This is a genomic window from Hymenobacter sp. UV11 (assembly GCF_004684095.1).
GTDB lineage: Bacteria > Bacteroidota > Bacteroidia > Cytophagales > Hymenobacteraceae > Hymenobacter.
Genome location: NZ_SRII01000014.1, coordinates 1 through 16581, shown reverse-complemented (window position 1 = coordinate 16581; position 16581 = coordinate 1). Strand labels below are relative to the sequence as shown.

Below are 16581 nucleotides of genomic sequence, written 5' to 3'. Positions count from 1 at the left end.
CGCGCTTTGTAAACCCCTGTTAATTAAGGTTAAATAGTGTTAAACGCCCGCTGGCACGCCGGGCGGGCCGTACTTTCGCCGCGGCTTTCGCCTCTCCCCCATGCAACACCGGATTCGCGTTATTACCTGGCTGCTGGCCGCTTGCGTGCTGGGCATTAACGGCTTTCAGGCGTACTGGCTCTACAGCACCTACCAGCTGACAACCACGCAGTTTGACCGCGCCGTGCACGCAACCCTGGTGCTGGCGGTGCAGCAGCAGCTGACGCAAATTGTGGAGCAGACGAAAGCGCAGGCGTCGATGACGCTGAGCATCACGGGCAAGAGCAGCCGCTCGGTGGGACCCCGGCGCATCGTGTACGGGGCCGATGTCGGCCTGCTCTCGCGCAACATGCCGCGGCGGGCCGCGCTCTACATGAGCCACCACCTCACCAGCATCACCATTGACGACTGGAGCAGCGGCGATAAAGTCAGCCTGGCCCACCTGGGGCACGTCTACGCGCAACAATTACGGCAACAGGGTATCGACTCGGCGGCCGTGCTGGATACCTTTTCCCTGCCTGCCAAGGCGGCCCCTGGGCGTCCGGTGCGGCGGGCTACCCCCGTGGCGCACTTCACGCACGCCACGCCGCCCGTGCTGCTCAGCCCCACCAAGGGGCTTTACGTACGGGCGCATTTGCCGCCGCCTACCCACTATCTGTGGCAGCGGCTGGGGGCCCTGCTGGGCGGCTCGGTGCTGCTGCTGGTGCTCACCAGCGGCTGCTTCGTGCTGGTGCTGCACACCATGGTGGCCCAGCGCAAGCTGGCCGAGGCCAAAAACGACTTCATCAACAACATGACGCACGAGCTGAAAACGCCCCTCACCACCGTGTCGGCCGCCGTCGAAACCCTGGAGCGTTTTGGGCCCCAGGCCGACCCTGAGAAAGTAAAAACGTATCTGCGCATCTCGCAAACCGAATTGCGCCGCCTCTCCGACCTGGTAGATAAGGTCTTGACCATCGCCAGTAAAGAGCGGCAGGCCCTGGAGCTGCACCCCGAGCCCGTGCGCCCGGCCGAGCTGGTGCAGGCCGCCGTGCACCGGCACCAGCTGCACGCCCGCAAGCCGGTGCATTTTGAGATTGACATGGCCCCGGCCGACGTGGTGCAGGCCGACCGCCTGCACCTGGATGGCGTGATTAACAACCTGCTGGACAATGCCATTAAGTATTCCAACGCGCAGGTAACCATTGCGGTGCGCAGCCGCCGCATGGCGGGTGGCTGGCAGCTCACGGTGCAGGACGATGGGGTCGGCATCGCCAGCGGCTACCAGGCGGCAGTTTTCGACCGCTTCTTTCGGGTGCCTACTGGCAACCTGCACCCCGTCAAGGGCTTTGGCCTGGGCCTGTACTACGTGCGCCAGGTGGTGGAGCGCCACGGCGGGCGCATTGCCGTGCGCAGCGAGCCGGGCCGGGGCAGCACATTCACGCTCTGGCTCCCGCAGGCCTGAGCCCGCCCTAGGCGGGTAAAATACCCCTTTTGGGAAGCACGCAAAGCATTGGCTTTTTGATACTTGACACGCAAATTAATGCCGACCATCCTGTTAGTAGAAGATGAGCTTTCGCTCGCCCTCATCGTGCAAGACAACCTGGAATCGCGGGGGTTCACGGTGCTGCACGCGCCCGATGGCCAGGCCGGCCTGGACCTGTTCTGGCAGCACCGCCCCGACCTGGTGGTGGCCGACGTGATGCTGCCGGTGCTCGATGGCTTCTCCCTGGCCGAGGAGCTGCGCCGCCGGGGCGCCACGGTGCCCATCATCTTCCTCACCGCCCGCCGCCAGCCCGCCGACGTGGTACGCGGCTTCGAGCTGGGCGGCAACGACTACGTGAAGAAGCCCTTCAGCATCGAGGAGCTGGTGGCCCGCATTCATGCCCGGCTGCAGCCGGTGGCCCCTGCCCTCCCCGCCGTGGTGGCCATCGGCCAGTACGAGTTCGACTACCCCCACCAGCGCCTGCACCGCCAGGGCCACACCCAAACCCTGACCAATCGCGAGGCCGAGGTGCTCCACCACCTCTACCGCCAGCGCAACCAGGTGCTCGGGCGCGCCGAGGTGCTGCGGGCGCTCTGGGGCGACGACACGTTCTTCAACGGCCGCAGCCTGGACGTGTACATCACGCGCCTGCGCCGCTACTTCCGCGCCGACGCTGAAGTGCAAATCGTGAATGTGCGCGGCATCGGCTACAAGCTGATGCTGTGAGCTAAGGGCCAAAATGTTAGTGCGGCCGCTCTGTCAAAATCGCCTTTTTTGCCACTCACCCTACCCTTGTTAAAGACTACATGGCAGCTTATTTCTTCTTCAAGGCCAGCGCGTTGGTGCTGTTAATCAGCCCAGCTGGCCACCCCACGCCTACCCCCCACCCCGCGCTCCGCACGGCTGCTGCCAGCCGCTCCGCGCTAGCCTTGGCCCCCGATTTCCGCCAGCCCGACCCCCAAGGCAGCGTAGTGCAGCTCTCGGCCCTGCGCGGCCACTACGTGCTGCTTGATTTCTGGGCTTCCTGGTGCCCGCCCTGCCGGCGCGAAAACCCCGTACTGGTCCAAGCCTACCACCACTACAAAACCAGGAGATTCACCATCCTGAGCGTATCGCTCGACCACGACCGCGCGGCCTGGCTGAAAGCCGTGCAGGCGGATGGCCTGGCGTGGCGGCAGGTATCGGACCTGAAAGGCTGGGAGAATGCCGCGGCGGCACGCTACCATATTGAGGAGGTACCCCAAAACTTTCTGCTTGACCCAAGCGGCCACGTGGTCGGGCGAAACCTGCGCGGCGCGGCCCTAGAACAACGCCTCGCGCAGCTGCTAGGCAAAGCCCGATAAGTAAGTGTTATCAGTCCTTAGCACCCCAGCCGATGGAGCGACCTGCTTTACTTAGTGCTCCTCATCTGAAGCTCGGTCGCTACAATTCCTGCAGCGATGTTTTGGTAAGCTGTACCTGCTGAGCTGTTGCGTGAGGTGTCAGGCGCCCGCTTAAACTAGTCTTCTGACAAATGGGAAGCTGAGAAAGACGCTAGCCCAGATACGCTTTCAGCGACTGCGAGCGCGAGGTATGCTTGAGGCGGCGAATGGCTTTCTCCTTTATCTGCCGCACCCGCTCGCGGGTCAGGTTGAACTGCTCGCCAATCTCTTCTAACGTCAGCGCCGCGTGGCCATTGAGCCCGAAGTGCAGCGTCACGACGTCGGCCTCCCGCCGGGTCAGCGTTGAGAGCGCGCGTTGCACCTCCTGGCGTAGGGAGTCGTGCAGCAAGCCCGCATCCGGCGTGTCCCCTCCCTCATCTTGCATCACGTCGAGTAAGCTGTTTGCCTCGCCCTGCACGAAGGGCGCATCCATCGAGACGTGGCGGCCCGAAATCTTCAGCGTGTCCACCACTTCGGAAGTGGTTAATTCCAGCAGCTCCGCAATCTCGTCGGGCGAGGGTTCGCGCTCAAATTTCTGCTCCAACTCGGCAAACGAGCGGCTGATTTTGTTGAGCGAGCCCACCCGGTTCAGGGGCAGCCGCACGATGCGGCTCTGCTCAGCCAGGGCTTGCAGGATGCTCTGGCGAATCCACCACACGGCGTAGGAAATGAACTTGAAGCCCTTCGTTTCATCGAAGCGCTTGGCCGCCTTAATCAAGCCCAGGTTGCCCTCGTTGATGAGGTCGCCCAGCGTCAGGCCCTGGTTCTGGTACTGCTTGGACACCGAGACCACGAAGCGCAAGTTAGCTTTGGTCAGCTTTTCGAGGGCCATCTGGTCGCCCTCGCGGATGCGCTGGGCCAGGTCTACTTCCTCGTCGATCGAGACCAGGCTCACTTTGCCAATCTCCTGCAGGTACTTGTCCAGCGACTGGCTTTCGCGGTTGGTGATCTGCTTGCTGATTTTGAGTTGTCTCATGCGGGAACGGTGCGGCTTATAAGGGGCTAGCCAGCTATAACTCCCGGGGCTATAGCTTGGTTCGACTACTCCGGCGACGACGCCCTGCCGCAAGGGTCACGGCCAGGGCAAAGGCCTGACCACTTTCTATGGAGTCAGTTCTGTATCAATGAGTAGTTTAAAGTATTATCTGCGCCAAGAAGGTGGGCCATTTAATGCTACGCAGGTAACGTTTGTGGAGCGACGTTTAACGACTGTGAAATCCGGCTAAGTAGGGGTACTTTTGCCCAAACTTCCCCTTACTCGTGAAATCCTACGTCGCCTACCTGCGCGTCTCCACCCAGAAGCAGGGCCAGTCCGGTCTCGGCCTCGAAGCGCAGCGGGCGGCCGTGGCGACCTTTATGCAGGCGGCCTACTTAGTAGGAGAATTCGTCGAGGTCGAATCGGGGAAGAAGAACGAGCGGCCCCAGCTCCAGGCGGCCATGGCCCTGGCGAAGGCAAAAGGCGCGACGCTGCTCATTGCCAAGCTCGACCGCTTGTCCCGAAATGCTGGCTTCATCTTCCAACTCCGCGATGCGGGCGTGGACTTTGTCTGCTGCGATATGCCCGATGCGAACACGCTTACTGTGGGCATCTTTGCTGTGCTCGCCCAGCATGAGCGCGAGCTCATCTCAAAGCGGACCAAGGATGCATTGGCCGCTAAGCTGGCACAAGGTGCGCAACTTGGTACCCCGGCAAACCTCACGCCGGCCGCCACCCAGAAGGGGCGAGACCAGAGCGTAGCGAAGGCGCACGCCAATGAGCATAACGAGCGGGCGGCGGCGCACATTCTGCTGCTGCATGAGAAAGAATTCAATTACTCGCAGATTGCCGAGCGGTTGAATGCCCTGCGCTTTTTCACCCGCTACGGCAAGCCCTTCCGGGCCGAGCAGGTCAAGCGCCTCTACCTGCGGGTCAGTACTCCCGCACCCGGTTAGCACCTTCTCAGGTCGGCCGGACCACTTGGCCTTAGCTATCCGGCCCGAGGACCGGACGGCCGCTCGTCCTGATTTACCACCTCAACGACAGACGCCAAACGGAATTATCTTGCGCCGACCCTGGCGGGGCGTTCCGCTGGGGCCTGCGCGCATGACCCCAAAACAAGCTGACCGCCTCCGTCGCCAACTCACGGCTATCCGCCGGACCCTGGCGGCGGAGAAACGCAAGTTCGGCGGCTACGATGACAGTCGGGGCTTGCGCTACCTGCCCACCCGCTACTACGTGCAACTCGCCGATTTCACGGGCGGGCTGACCTATCTGCGCTGGTTCTGGCGCAGCTTCCCCACCGACATAGGCTTCGCCGACTTCCTATTCGAGGCCACCATTATCTTGTTCAAACAGGGCAAGCTGAAGGAGGCCTCCCGCCAGGCAACGGCGACCTTTCGGGCCGACAGGCAGTTGCTCGCCCACTTTCTCGGCCAGCCTGTCCCGCCTGCGGAAGTCTGGGAGAACCCGCCGCTGGCCGCCGAGGCGTATGCACGCTACTTTGCCACGCTGGGTAGCCCAAATACCCTACTGGACGTGGCTGAGTGGGTGGGTGAGCTGACGAGCAGCGAGGAATTCGTAGCCAGTGCGGAGCAGTTTAGCGACCTGCACCGACAATTGCACGGAGAGCAAGACCAGGAAAAGCGCCGGCAATTGCTGGCGCAGTTGTATCCCCCGAGCCCTGACAGCGCTTGACGGGGACACCCGCACCCCGCGATCCGTCGGCGTGGTTTACGTGAACTCCTTCTTTCTCTTAAAAAACGGGTTCAGAAACCTGAGTTCAACTAGTAACTGCCGACGCATTTACTAGCAGTAGTGGTCGTTGTTATTAGTTGCAAGTTATTAGTTGCTTACCTTGGCCTAGTTTTCTGGGAGGAGGTCATCAGCTGTCAGGCTCCAACTTATACTGGCTTTCTTTAAAGGGAAGCTGCTACAGCCCGCCAGCCTGCCCACGCTCTGGACGCCGGGCCGCCTGACCGATGGCTCGCAACGCAGCTTCGGCGGCAAGCTCACGGGCTACGCCCTGGGCTGGCCCACCGTGGACCGGCCCGAGCACCGCGCCGTGGCCCCCGTGAGCGGTGGCCGCTCGGCCGTATTTCTCTACCCCGACGACGACCTGGCGCTGGTGGTACTAACCAACCTACAAGGTGCTAACCCCGAGCGGTTCGCCGACGCGCTGGCGGCCTACTACCTGCCCGATATGCGAGTAGCCGACGGCTTCGGCCTGCCGCCTACCCTGCGCGCCTTGCACCGGACCCTGCGCCAGCGCGGTTTCTCGCACTTGACGGAAGAAGTCAAGCAGGCGCGCCGCCGCGACCCGGCTTACGCCCTGCCAGAAGCCGCGGTCAACGCTTGGGGTTACTCGTTGGTCGAGCAAGGACAACTCCTCAATGCCTTAGAGATTTTCAAGCTTAACGTGCGCCTCTATCCGGCCAGCGCGAACACCTACGACAGCTTGGCTGAAACCTACGCGGCGCTGGGCAACAAGAAGCTGGCCACTCAGTACTACGCTCGCACGCTGCAACTCAATCCGCAGAACCGCACGGCAGCGGAGTACCTGAAGCAATAAGTTGTTCAGCCTGCGTGAAAGGCAAGCGGGAAACTACCCTAGCTGCCTACTTCACTAAAAATAGAATTTTGAGTAAAGTAGGCAGCTATCTTTTTTCTCCTGATTTCTAGAAAAAGTCGAATAACATAACAAGTCTACCCGGATAATTCTGGAAATAATGGTGGTTTTGGGCTTCTCTCCGAGGCGCGGCTGGCGTGGTACTTTGCCGGTGACCGCGCTCCAAATTCAGGCGTTTACGAAACTCATGCCCTCGACGCGTTTTGTAAATGTTGAATTGTAGACGGGTTTCTTAAACTCAACCCGCACTATAGAGGCCATTTGGCCACCTAGTTTTGAACTGATTCCTGTCTGTTCACGGAAAGGAGCGATTACGGCTTATTGGAGTCCACTACCACGCGGCTGTCGCGGTTGGCCAGCTCCCAGGCCGTGTGGAAGATGAGTTGGTCGCGGCGGACCATGGCGGGGAAATCAATCAGGTCCACGTCGTCGGTGGGCTGATGGAACTGCGGGTGCCCGCCAGAGTAGTAAAAAATCACCGGCACCTGATGTTTGGCAAAGTTGTAGTGGTCGGAGCGGAAGTAGATGCGCTCGGGGTCGTTGGGGTCGTTGAATTTGTAGTCCAGCGCCACGGGGTTGTATTTCTGATTCGTGGCCTCGCTCAGCGCGTGCAGCTCCGAGCTCAGCTTGTCAGAGCCGACCAGGTAGAGGTAGTCGCCTTTGCCCCTGTGCGTGCTGTCCACCCGGCCCACCATGTCAATGTTGAGGTCGGTTACCGTGTTTTCGAGGGGGAAAATGGGGTGGCTGGTGTAGTATTCGGAGCCCAGCGCGCCTTCTTCTTCGCCGGTGTTGGCCAAGAACAAGATGCTGCGACGCGGGCCGTGGCCGTCTTTCTTGGCTTGGGCAAACGCCTCCGCCAGTTCCAGCACCGATACGGTGCCTGAACCGTCGTCATCGGCCCCGTTGAACACCTTGCCGTCCTTTACACCCAGGTGGTCATAGTGGGCCGAGACCACGATTACTTCCTCCTTTTTATCGCTGCCTTCCAGAAAGCCGAGCACGTTTTCGGTCGTGAAAGGTTCTTTCTTCTCAACCGTCTGCACCAAGGCCGCGGCGGGCTTGAAGGGCGAGACCACGGGCTTGCCCGCCGCGGCGACGGCCTTCTGGTAGTTGGCCAGGCCGGCGGCGTTAGTGCCCAGCAGCGCGGAGCCCATCTCGGGCGAGACGATGAACAGGTTAGGGCGCGTGCGGGCCGGCGCATCCGCGAAAGCCAGCTGTTCGAGGCCGAGCAGGTAAGCAAACGTCTTGGGTACTTGTCCGAAGGCCCCAGCAGTGGGCTCAATACAGAATAAGCTCCGCGGCTTTAAGGGCCGAATCGCGACCATTCGGTCCACCACCCCCTGAAAACCCAGGTCACCAAACATCAGCCCCGTCTTCTCGTCTTGGCGCAGTGGCTTGCCGTTTTTGCCCATGGGTTCCCCTAGCAGCATCAGCAAGTCCTTGCCGTGGAGGTCGCCGGCAGCGGCGAAATCTGTATAGCCCTCGGCCTGAATTCCATAGCCGGCAAACACGGGCTGCACGGGCGTAGCTGTGACAAATGTGCCATTCACGACGGCGTAAAAATCCTTATTCAGTACGAACGTCTTGCCGCCGATTTTCACCGATGTGCTCGGGTCCAGGCGCAGTCGGTTCATCGTGAAATGCTGCAGGTACGGGCTGTCCGAATCCTTCACCGGCCCCGTCAGGCCCAGGGCTGTGAACTGCTTGCTGATGTATTCGGCCGCCATTTTCTGGCCTTTCTTGCCGGTTTCGCGGCCTTCGTACTCATCCGAAGCCAGGATACTCAGGTGCTTGCGTAAATCCTCGGCCGTGATACCGGAAGCATAGCGCAGCGAAAAGTCGGTAGCCGGGGCGAGTGCGGCAGCTGTCTTGCCTGGCTTCGACTTCGTTTTGATTTTGCTAGTCGGTTTGTCTTGTGCCATCGCCCAGTTGGCACAAGACAAAGCGAAAGCAGCGGCAAAAAATAGCTTTCGCAACATGAAAAGAGAAAAAAATGAGAACTAGAAATGGGGCCCTCTCAGGAAACGGATAATGTAGCACGTTAATCGTTTAAAAGCGGCCTTCAGAGCACCGAGAAGGCATCTCGAAACGTGCGTTCAGCAAAACGGTAGGTAAGTTACACGGCAAGCCCTTTTACGTTTTGTAAACGACCCTTTACAGTACGTAAAAGCAGCTCCGGCTATGGTTATATCAGAAAGGTGCACCCTACTGGGCCAGATAAGTTCTCAAAGTGTACGACCCCGCTCGACCACCTCAGAATTTCCGGGTCGGTGATACCTGTGGATTAAGCCAGTTGGCTCCAGAAGATAATCCGGCCGGCGTGGTAATGCACCAGTTGCACGCCGCCGTCTTGGGAGACAGCTACGGCCAAGCACGCGGGGGCCGCCTCGCAGAGCCGGTAGGCGGCCCGGTGACGGGTGCCGCCCTGGTCGGCGGGCTCGGCCTGCAGGTGTTCGCCTTCCAGATCCAAGGCCCGATGGACGTGGTCCAGCGCAATGTGCGGCGCCCTAATTTCGACCCCAAAGCCTACTATTTCCAGGTTTTGGGTCAGCACCAACGCCCCGTCGACCGCCATTAGGTCGGCCAGCAGGTCGGCGAAGTGGTCGAGGGCCTCCGCCAGGATGCGGAGTGCGGGGTCGCGGGCCTGCTGGTAATAGGCCCAGCTCACGTCGCCTAAGGCCCGTTGCCGCGCAATAATGGCGTGAATGAGCTGGCTGCACCGCCCCTCCCCGCCCAACTCCTGGGTCGGGTACTTGGGGCGCAACAGGCCGCCGGGCGCCAGCAGCTCAGCTACGGCGCCCGGCGGCACAAATACCAGCAGCCCGCCGTGTCCCCCGGCCCGAACCCGCGCTACCGCCTGGCGCTGTACGTGCGCCCCGAGCTCGGCAATGAGGTTGAGCTCGGCGGGGGCTAGTTGGGGATTGGCCGCCACCATCTCCCCGAATCGCCCCCGGCTCCAGGCACGGGGAAACTGCAAAAAGCCGTGGCCGTCGATGCGGCCCGCGCGCAGCGTCAGCACGCGGGTGGCCCCGCAGTAACAGGTTAGCAGGCCCGGGCCCTGCACGTGTACCACCAGCACTGGGGGCACGCTGCCGGGCGTGGCGGCCAGACTGACCGGTAGCTGGTCCCAGGGCGTATCGGCCATCACCAGCCCCCACAGCACCAACTCGCCCGCCTCGGTTTGCCGGACCGCGAGCAGCGTCGCGGGGCGCGCAACAGCCGGGCTAAGCCGCCGAATTTCCTGTTCGTTCCAGGGACGGGGCGTGCCGAAGGCCACGACGTGAGGGTCTTTGGCGACCTGCCCGGAGGGAGCGGAGGGCGCCAACTGCGCCACCGTGGCGAGTGCTACGTGGCATTCCACGGGGCGGCCTTCTTCGCGCAGCAGACTGGCCTGGTACATAATGGACAGGAATTGGGTCAGCACAGCGTGCTCGGGCAACGGGCTGCTCTCAGTTTGAGTCCAGCGCGTACGTAGCGCGTGAGCGATTTCAGCAGGATAATACGCAGTGACCATGGGCGAGGGGGAGATTAGAAAAGAGTGTCGCTTGTCCGGCAGCGGTCCGGGTAGGGCAGTTTAAAACATTGCCGTCGACTATTCATAACCGCACGCTTTCGACACCCGCCACTAGGGGCTGGTTGCGGGGCCGGGGGGTACAACGCCTGCAAGGCCTCGCGCAGCCCGGGGAACTCGAAAGCAAAGCCCTGGGCCAGCACCTTGGCCGCGCTCACGCGTTTGCCGGTCAACACCAGTTCGCTCTGCTCGCCCATGGCCAGCTGGAGCATAAAGGCGGGAATCTTGGGTAGCAGCAAGGGGCAGTGCAGCACCTCGGCCAGGGCCGTGGTGAAGGTAGTGTTGGTAGCCGGGCTGGGAGCCACCGCGTTGTAGGCGCCCTGCCAGGCGTCATCGGTCAGCATGGCGAGCAAGAGGCGGCACAGGTCATCCATATGAATCCAGGACAGCCACTGCTGGCCACTGCCCAGGGGCGCCCCAAAGCCGCGCTGCACCGGGCCGGCCAGGGCCGGCAAGGCGCCGCCCGCCAGGCTCAGCACCACCCCGATACGCGGCACGACGACCCGTAGGCCCAGGGCGGCGAGGGGCGCGGCGGCCTGCTCCCAGGCCTGGGTCAGGTCGGCCAGCAGGTCGTGGCCGACCGGTGGCGTGTCTTCCGTTACCAGCGCGTCGCCGGTCGTGCCGTAGAGGCCAATGGCCGAGGCTGAGACGACGGTTCGTACGCGGTGCCCGGGTTTAGCCAGCTCGCGGTGCAGCAGGGCCAGGCCGTCGACGCGGCTGGCCAGGAGTTCCTGCTTGCGGGCGGTGGTCCATTGGCCCTCGCCCACGTTGGCCCCGGCCAGGTTCACCACCGCCTCGGCGAAGGGTACGGCGGCCGGGTCGATGGTGCCGGCGGCGGGGTCCCACTGAAACGTGCGGCAGGAGCTGCCGGGCGCCAGCGTGCGGCTCACATGGGCCACGTGGTGGCCGGCTTCGGCGAGCACAGCAGAAAGACGGGTGCCAATGAGGCCGGTGCCACCGGTGAGGAGGATGTTCACGAGAAGGGGCTTTGGGGTTCCGGCCGAAGCGCACCAGAACAACACAAAGGACCGGGCGGCCCGCGCGCCCAAACGATAACAAACGCTAAGAAATAGGGCGCCACCGGTATCTTCCCCGGCCTCTTTCCTCACTGTCCTATCACTGCCTGCTCTTTCATGCTGCCATCCCTTTCCGAATCGGTGCTGCGCCTGCGCCAGCACCTGACCCAGTTTGCGCCCCTCAGCGACGAGGACTGGCGCTTTCTGGTGCCGCACCTGCGCCTGGTGCCCCTGGCCCGGCACGCCGTGTTTGCCGAGCAGGGCCGGGTCGCTGCCGACGTGGCGTTTGTGCTCGACGGCATGTTCCGGCAGTATTATACCAAAGACGGCGAGGAGCGCACCAGCTACTTCTTCTTCGAAGACCAGCTGATGGGCGGCTACTTCAGCAGCCTGACCGGGCGGCCCTCGTTGGTCACCATCGAGGCCCTGAGTGCGGGCTGCTGCCTCACCTTTCCCTATGCGGTGCTAGTTGACCTATTTAGCCGGCGCATGGCCTGGCAGCAGTTCGGCCGGCGGTTTGCCGAGTATCTGGCCGTGGGCCTGGAAGAGCGCATGGTGAGCCTGCTGCTGCTCAGCCCCGCCGAACGCTACGAGGCGCTGCTGGTCAGCGGCGACCCACGCATCTTGGCGCGGGTGCCCCAGCACTACATCGCCAACTTTCTGGGCGTGACGCCCGTGAGTCTGAGCCGCATTCGCAACCGTACCTCGGGGGGTAGTAGGACCGCCATTTCTTAGCGATTGTTATCGCTTTAGGTCGGCGGAGCGGCGGAATTTTGCCCCGTCACTACCCCCCTAAAACCGCATGAAACTCCACACCATCCTGGGCGCCAAGGGCACCATCACCACGCAGCTGCTGCCGGTACTGCAACAGCACGGCGAACACATCCGGTTGGTTTCGCGCCATCCTACGCCGGTGGCGGGGGCCGAAACCCGGTCGGCCGATTTTCTAGACGCTGAACAGACCCGGCTGGCCGTGGAGGGCTCCGCCATCGTGTACCTGCTCGTGGGCCTGGAATACAGCGCCAAGGTGTGGCGGCGCGACTGGCCCGTGATTATGCGCAACGTGATTGCCGCCTGCAAAGCCACGCAGGCCCAGCTAATTTTTCTCGACAGCCTCTACACCTACGGCCGGGTCGAGGGCCCGATTACGGAAGCCACGCCGACGCTGCCAGTGAGCAAAAAGGGCCGGATTCTGGTCGAAATTGAGCAGCTGCTGCTGGCCGAAATGAACAGCGGCGGGCTATCGGCCATTATCGCCAAAGCCTCTGATTTTTACGGACCGGGCGTGGTTGAGAAAAGCTGGTCCGGCTCACTTGTGTTCAGTCGTTTAAAAAAGAAGCAAACCCCGCAGTGGCTCGTGAATGCCCGCGTACCGCGCACCTACACCTACACGCCGGACATCGGCCGGGCGCTGTACGTGCTGGCGCAGCACCCCGAAGCATTCAACCAAACCTGGATACTGCCTGTGGCCTCGCCGACGCTGACGGGTCAGGAATTCAGTGCCTTAGCGGCGAAGTGCATGCAGGGCAGCGGCAAAGTGCAGGTGCTGCCTAAATGGCTATTTGGGTTGATGGGCCTGTTCATTCCCTTTATGAAGGAGGCGCGCGAAATGCTATACCAGGACGAAAACGGGTACGTGCTGGACTCCACGCGCTTCAACCAGACGTTTGACTTCACGCCTACCCCCTACGCAGAAGGCATTCGGGCCACGGCGGAGTGGTTTCTGAAAAATTAGCTACTGCTGCAGCCGCCCGGCGTGCTGGCCATCGGGGCCGCCACGCCCTATGAGGAACAACAATAGCCCTAGGCTAAAGGCTGCCTGAACCGTTGTACGCTCCTTTTACCTCATTTTTCTCAACCCTCCTTCTATGTTTCTCGGACATTTCGGCGTCGGCTTCGGTGCCAAGACGCTGCAACCGCGGGTGTCACTAGGCACCCTATTTCTGGCCGCCCAGTTAGCCGATTTGGTGTGGCCCACGCTCCTGCTGCTAGGCGTGGAGCGCGTGAACATCGTGCCGCACGCCACGGCTACCAACGCGTTTGACTTTGTGTACTATCCCTTTACGCACAGCCTTGTGGGCGAGCTGGTGGCGGGCCTGCTACTAGGGCTGATTTATTGGTTGGTAAAGCGCAACGCACAAGGGGCGCTAGTGGTGGGCCTATTAGTACCTAGTCACTGGCTGCTCGATGTGGTGGTGCACACCCCCGATTTGCCGCTCTATCCCGGCCCGTCGCCCCTGTTCGGCCTCGGGCTGTGGAACCAGGTTGCCCTGACGCAGGTGGTCGAATTCGCGCTCCTGGGCGTGGGCCTGTGGCTTTACGTGCGCCGCACCACGCCCCGCAATGGCAAGGGCCGTTATGGCCTGCTGGGGCTGGTGGCGTTCCTGGTGCTGATACACGTGGGCGGCCTGTTCAGCCCGCCGCCCGCCTCGGTGAAAGCGTTGGGTTGGTCGGGACAGCTGTTTTGGGTGACCGTGCTGCTGGCCTATTGGGTGGACCGCAACCGCGAAGCAAGCGGCCAGCCGGGTGACGAACTGCTCCGGGCGGCGGTCCCGGTCGTTTCGTAGCAGGAGTAGGATATCTCTCCACCACGAACATAAAGATGCTCTCTACTTCCGGCGGTCGATGGTTCTTGCCCCGTGCGAAGTTGAATTACTTTTTATCATATGGTAAAAAGTGCCCGTTCACCTTAGGGGAGCTTTGCGGCACTTAACTCTAAACGGGGTACTTCTTCCAAAAGGATACTGTTGGCGAATCGTTGACTGGCTAAATAAGTTACATTTAAACCAGACTCTTCAGGCAGCTTTCGAGGGATTAATCCCTCGAAAGCTGCCTGAAGAGTCTGGTTTAAAAGGACTTGCTATCTCCGGCAGTAGTCATGGGATGAATTCGCCAACAGTATCCAAAAGGGCGGATTTACACGCTAAACCATCGGCTCACCAGAGGAATGCTTACGTCCTCGCGGCCCTGGAGACGGTGCCCTCCTGAACGCTACCGGCTACGCCACTGACACGGCATGGAGCGCCGCAACATGCTGCTCATGCTGCATTCCCCACGCTTTCAACACCTCAATGACTGGGTTGAGCGACTGCGCGTACGGCAGGGCTTGGTATTCGACCACCACGGGGGGACCGGGGTACACAGTGCGGGAGATGAGGTGCTGGGCTTCCAGCTCCTTGAGCTCCTTAGCTAGCACCTTCGTCGAAATACCCGCCACGCTCCGCTCCAGCCCGCGAAAGTGCCGGGTGCCCGTGAGCAAGGCCACAATGAGTGAGAGCTTCCATTTGCTGTTAACCACCAGCGAGGCGTGGCGCAGGGCGCGCATGGTTTGGTCGCATTGCGCGGCTTGGGAAGTAGTCATGGAAGGAGAGAAAGGAAAAAAGAAAGAGAAGCTATACTGGGTGATTACCGCTTGGTAACCAGACTACCAAGTGGTAATCTGCACTTGGGAAACGGCCCAAACAAACCGCTGCCTGGTGGCTTGAGGTAATCAGCTTACCCAACAGCGAAGCATCCCCTTTTGATACTTTTTCACCATTCTCAGCCACCAAATAACATGGTTTTAGTCACAGGCGCAACCGGCCAATACGGTACGAAAGTCCTTGAACACCTTTTGCATAAAGGAATCGAAGCGCAACACATTTCCGCCCTGGTGCGGGATGCTGCGAAAGGCCAAACCCTCCAAGACCAAGGAATCGAACTACGCGTCGGTGATTACGCGGACGTTGACTCGCTGGTACAGGCCTTTCAAGGGGTCGATACGCTCCTGCTGGTTTCCAGCAACGACAGAGGAGCCGTCGAAAACCGCACCGTGCACCACCTGAATGTCATCCACGCGGCCAAAGCAGCGCAGGTGAAGCACCTGGTGTACACATCCTTTGTCACTAAGCCGGCCTTTCAACACTTGGCCATCGCGGATTTCCTGACGTCGCATGCACAAACCGAGCAGGCCATCAAGGACAGCGGCCTTCCGTACACCATCCTCCAAAATGGTATTTACTTGGAGATGATACCCATTTTTGCGGGCAGCCAAGTAGCCGAAACGGGCCTCATCCTGTTTCCCGCCCAAGAAGGGAAAGCCAGCTGGGTGCTGCGGGCGGAGCTGGCCGAAGCCGCGGCCCACGTATTGACCACGAAAGGGCATAAAAACCAGACGTACGTACTGGCTAATACCGAAGCGACTTCTTTTCAGGCGATTGCGAAGGACCTGTCCGGCAGCCTGGGCAAAGACGTTCGCTATCAGTCTCCCCCAGTCGAAGAATTTCAAGCTATCCTGCAGCAAGCCGGGGTTCCGGAGATGTACATCGGCATGTTCACGATGTGGGCGAGTGCGGTGGCGCAAGGCATGATGGAGGTCGAGGATGCCACCTTAGCGACTTTCCTAGGCCGGCAACCAACCACCACGGCGCAATTCATCAAGCAAGTTTATAACTAATAAGAAAGGCCGGGCAAGACACCGTTTCTGCTCGGCCTTTCCAGTAAATACGAAGGCTATCCGGTTGAGAAAAGCAGCTGCAAACACCTCATAACCAGTAGTTAATAACACGTAAACCGGTTGGGTGAGGACTTCTCCCTTAACCCCGCGCACCTTGACCCGCCATCTGCTTCCTATCTCGGCGGGCTGATGGCTTAGCGTGTGAATCCGCCCTTTTGAAAGAAATACCTCTAAACGTAACGCCCTATGCTCTCCTGGCTCTGTTTACTCGCTGCCCTCCCTGTTGCCCTCACCATTTATGCGCAAGCCTCTCCCCAGGGGCTATCCGCGACGGTAGAAACCCACGTTGACCAAGACCCCTTAGAGCGGTTACCAAGTTAGTGTACATGATAGCCGCAGTGGTCAAACCAGTTTTTAGCGTCGGCTTCGCTTATCCACTCGGCAGCGGCGCAAATAGCCTCTTCCAATAGGTCGCGGGTGCGGGCTTGTGCCGTTCGCAACCAGGTTTTGAGCTTGCTGAAGGCGAGCTCAATGGGGTTGAAATGAGGTGGTCGGGTAAATGTGGACAGAATAGGGTCTTATCTTTCGATTGTCATGAAAGACACCCCCCAACCCACCAAACGCCGGCGCTATGACGCCGCCTTTCGCGCCGAGGCGCTCCGTTTGGCTAGCGAAAGCCGCTCGACGCAGGCCGCGGCGCGCGCCCTCAATATCGACCCCAAACGAATTTATAAGTGGCAGAAAGAGGTCCTTACCCCCGTGGCGGCGGCCCGTGGGGCGGAGTTGGACCCGGCTACAGCGGCTGAGCTGCGCCAGCTGCGGGCCTTGGCTCGACGGCAGGCGCAGGAACTAGAAATTTTAAAAAAAGCCATCATCATCTTCTCGCAGACCGAGACCCCATGAGCCGTTACCGTTTCATTGCGGCGCAAAGGGCCCACTACCCCGTGCGGCTGCTCTGCCAACTGGTGGAGGTGCCGGCTAGCGGCTACTACGCGTGGCAACAAGCTCAGCACCAAAAGGTAGCGCAGA

Annotated in this window: 16 protein-coding genes; 11 read left to right on the top strand and 5 right to left on the bottom strand. The window is 60.9% G+C overall.

Features of this window, described 5'->3' with window-relative positions:
• Nucleotides 1-100 precede the first annotated feature (100 nt).
• The 3 genes from E4631_RS21635 (at nt 101) to E4631_RS21625 (ending at nt 2847) form a co-directional block, all read left to right on the top strand.
• Nucleotides 101-1483 carry a cell wall metabolism sensor histidine kinase WalK gene (locus E4631_RS21635; protein WP_133659134.1) on the top strand — a complete coding sequence of 461 codons (1383 nt, stop codon included), beginning with the start codon at nt 101-103 and terminating at the stop codon, nt 1481-1483.
• Between the two features lie 63 nt (nt 1484-1546).
• On the top strand, nt 1547-2230 hold the full coding sequence (locus tag E4631_RS21630; protein WP_240735156.1) for a response regulator transcription factor: 684 nt from the start codon (nt 1547-1549) through the stop codon (nt 2228-2230).
• Nucleotides 2231-2310: 80 nt separating this feature from the next.
• The gene (locus E4631_RS21625) at nt 2311-2847 is read left to right on the top strand and encodes a TlpA disulfide reductase family protein (RefSeq protein WP_133659135.1); all 537 of its coding nucleotides are present in this window, start codon (nt 2311-2313) and stop codon (nt 2845-2847) included.
• A 190-nt stretch (nt 2848-3037) separates the two neighbouring features.
• Here E4631_RS21625 and E4631_RS21620 read toward each other — a convergent pair whose 3' ends face one another.
• Nucleotides 3038-3901 (bottom strand): RNA polymerase sigma factor RpoD/SigA, encoded by an 864-nt coding sequence (locus E4631_RS21620; RefSeq protein ID WP_133659136.1) that lies wholly within the window; start codon nt 3899-3901, stop codon nt 3038-3040.
• A 284-nt stretch (nt 3902-4185) separates the two neighbouring features.
• Here E4631_RS21620 and E4631_RS21615 point away from each other — a divergent pair, with 284 nt between their 5' ends.
• The 3 genes from E4631_RS21615 to E4631_RS21605 all read left to right on the top strand — a co-directional run bounded on the left by E4631_RS21615 (nt 4186) and on the right by E4631_RS21605 (nt 6473).
• Nucleotides 4186-4857 (top strand): recombinase family protein, encoded by a 672-nt coding sequence (locus E4631_RS21615; RefSeq protein ID WP_133659137.1) that lies wholly within the window; start codon nt 4186-4188, stop codon nt 4855-4857.
• A 151-nt stretch (nt 4858-5008) separates the two neighbouring features.
• The gene (locus tag E4631_RS21610) at nt 5009-5599 is read left to right on the top strand and encodes a hypothetical protein (RefSeq protein ID WP_133659138.1); all 591 of its coding nucleotides are present in this window, start codon (nt 5009-5011) and stop codon (nt 5597-5599) included.
• 343 nt (nt 5600-5942) lie between these two features.
• Nucleotides 5943-6473: a hypothetical protein gene (locus E4631_RS21605; RefSeq protein ID WP_317129142.1), complete on the top strand. Its 531-nt coding sequence runs from the start codon at nt 5943-5945 to the stop codon at nt 6471-6473.
• A 368-nt stretch (nt 6474-6841) separates the two neighbouring features.
• Here E4631_RS21605 and E4631_RS21600 read toward each other — a convergent pair whose 3' ends face one another.
• The 3 genes from E4631_RS21600 to E4631_RS21590 all read right to left on the bottom strand — a co-directional run bounded on the left by E4631_RS21600 (nt 6842) and on the right by E4631_RS21590 (nt 11078).
• A complete protein-coding gene (locus tag E4631_RS21600; RefSeq protein WP_133659140.1) occupies nt 6842-8452 on the bottom strand; it encodes a M28 family peptidase in 1611 nt (536 codons plus the stop codon).
• A gap of 362 nt (nt 8453-8814) precedes the next feature.
• Nucleotides 8815-10044: a putative sensor domain DACNV-containing protein gene (locus tag E4631_RS21595; protein ID WP_135318637.1), complete on the bottom strand. Its 1230-nt coding sequence runs from the start codon at nt 10042-10044 to the stop codon at nt 8815-8817.
• Nucleotides 10045-10058: 14 nt separating this feature from the next.
• Nucleotides 10059-11078: a TIGR01777 family oxidoreductase gene (locus tag E4631_RS21590; RefSeq protein WP_240735154.1), complete on the bottom strand. Its 1020-nt coding sequence runs from the start codon at nt 11076-11078 to the stop codon at nt 10059-10061.
• A 156-nt stretch (nt 11079-11234) separates the two neighbouring features.
• On the opposite strand from E4631_RS21590, the gene E4631_RS21585 reads away from it, so the two are divergent.
• The 3 genes from E4631_RS21585 (at nt 11235) to E4631_RS21575 (ending at nt 13684) form a co-directional block, all read left to right on the top strand.
• Nucleotides 11235-11852: a Crp/Fnr family transcriptional regulator gene (locus E4631_RS21585; RefSeq protein WP_133659143.1), complete on the top strand. Its 618-nt coding sequence runs from the start codon at nt 11235-11237 to the stop codon at nt 11850-11852.
• Between the two features lie 67 nt (nt 11853-11919).
• Nucleotides 11920-12852: an NAD-dependent epimerase/dehydratase family protein gene (locus E4631_RS21580; protein WP_133659144.1), complete on the top strand. Its 933-nt coding sequence runs from the start codon at nt 11920-11922 to the stop codon at nt 12850-12852.
• Between the two features lie 133 nt (nt 12853-12985).
• Nucleotides 12986-13684, top strand: coding sequence for a hypothetical protein (locus E4631_RS21575; RefSeq protein WP_133659145.1), 699 nt, complete (start codon nt 12986-12988; stop codon nt 13682-13684).
• A 431-nt stretch (nt 13685-14115) separates the two neighbouring features.
• Here E4631_RS21575 and E4631_RS21570 read toward each other — a convergent pair whose 3' ends face one another.
• Nucleotides 14116-14478, bottom strand: a complete 363-nt coding sequence (locus tag E4631_RS21570) for a helix-turn-helix domain-containing protein (RefSeq protein ID WP_133659146.1) — start codon at nt 14476-14478, stop codon at nt 14116-14118.
• A 195-nt stretch (nt 14479-14673) separates the two neighbouring features.
• Between E4631_RS21570 and E4631_RS21565 the strand changes: the two genes are divergently transcribed.
• Nucleotides 14674-15552: an SDR family oxidoreductase gene (locus tag E4631_RS21565; protein WP_133659147.1), complete on the top strand. Its 879-nt coding sequence runs from the start codon at nt 14674-14676 to the stop codon at nt 15550-15552.
• Nucleotides 15553-16146: 594 nt separating this feature from the next.
• Nucleotides 16147-16455 carry a transposase gene (locus E4631_RS21560; RefSeq protein ID WP_133659148.1) on the top strand — a complete coding sequence of 103 codons (309 nt, stop codon included), beginning with the start codon at nt 16147-16149 and terminating at the stop codon, nt 16453-16455.
• Nucleotides 16456-16581 lie beyond the last annotated feature (126 nt).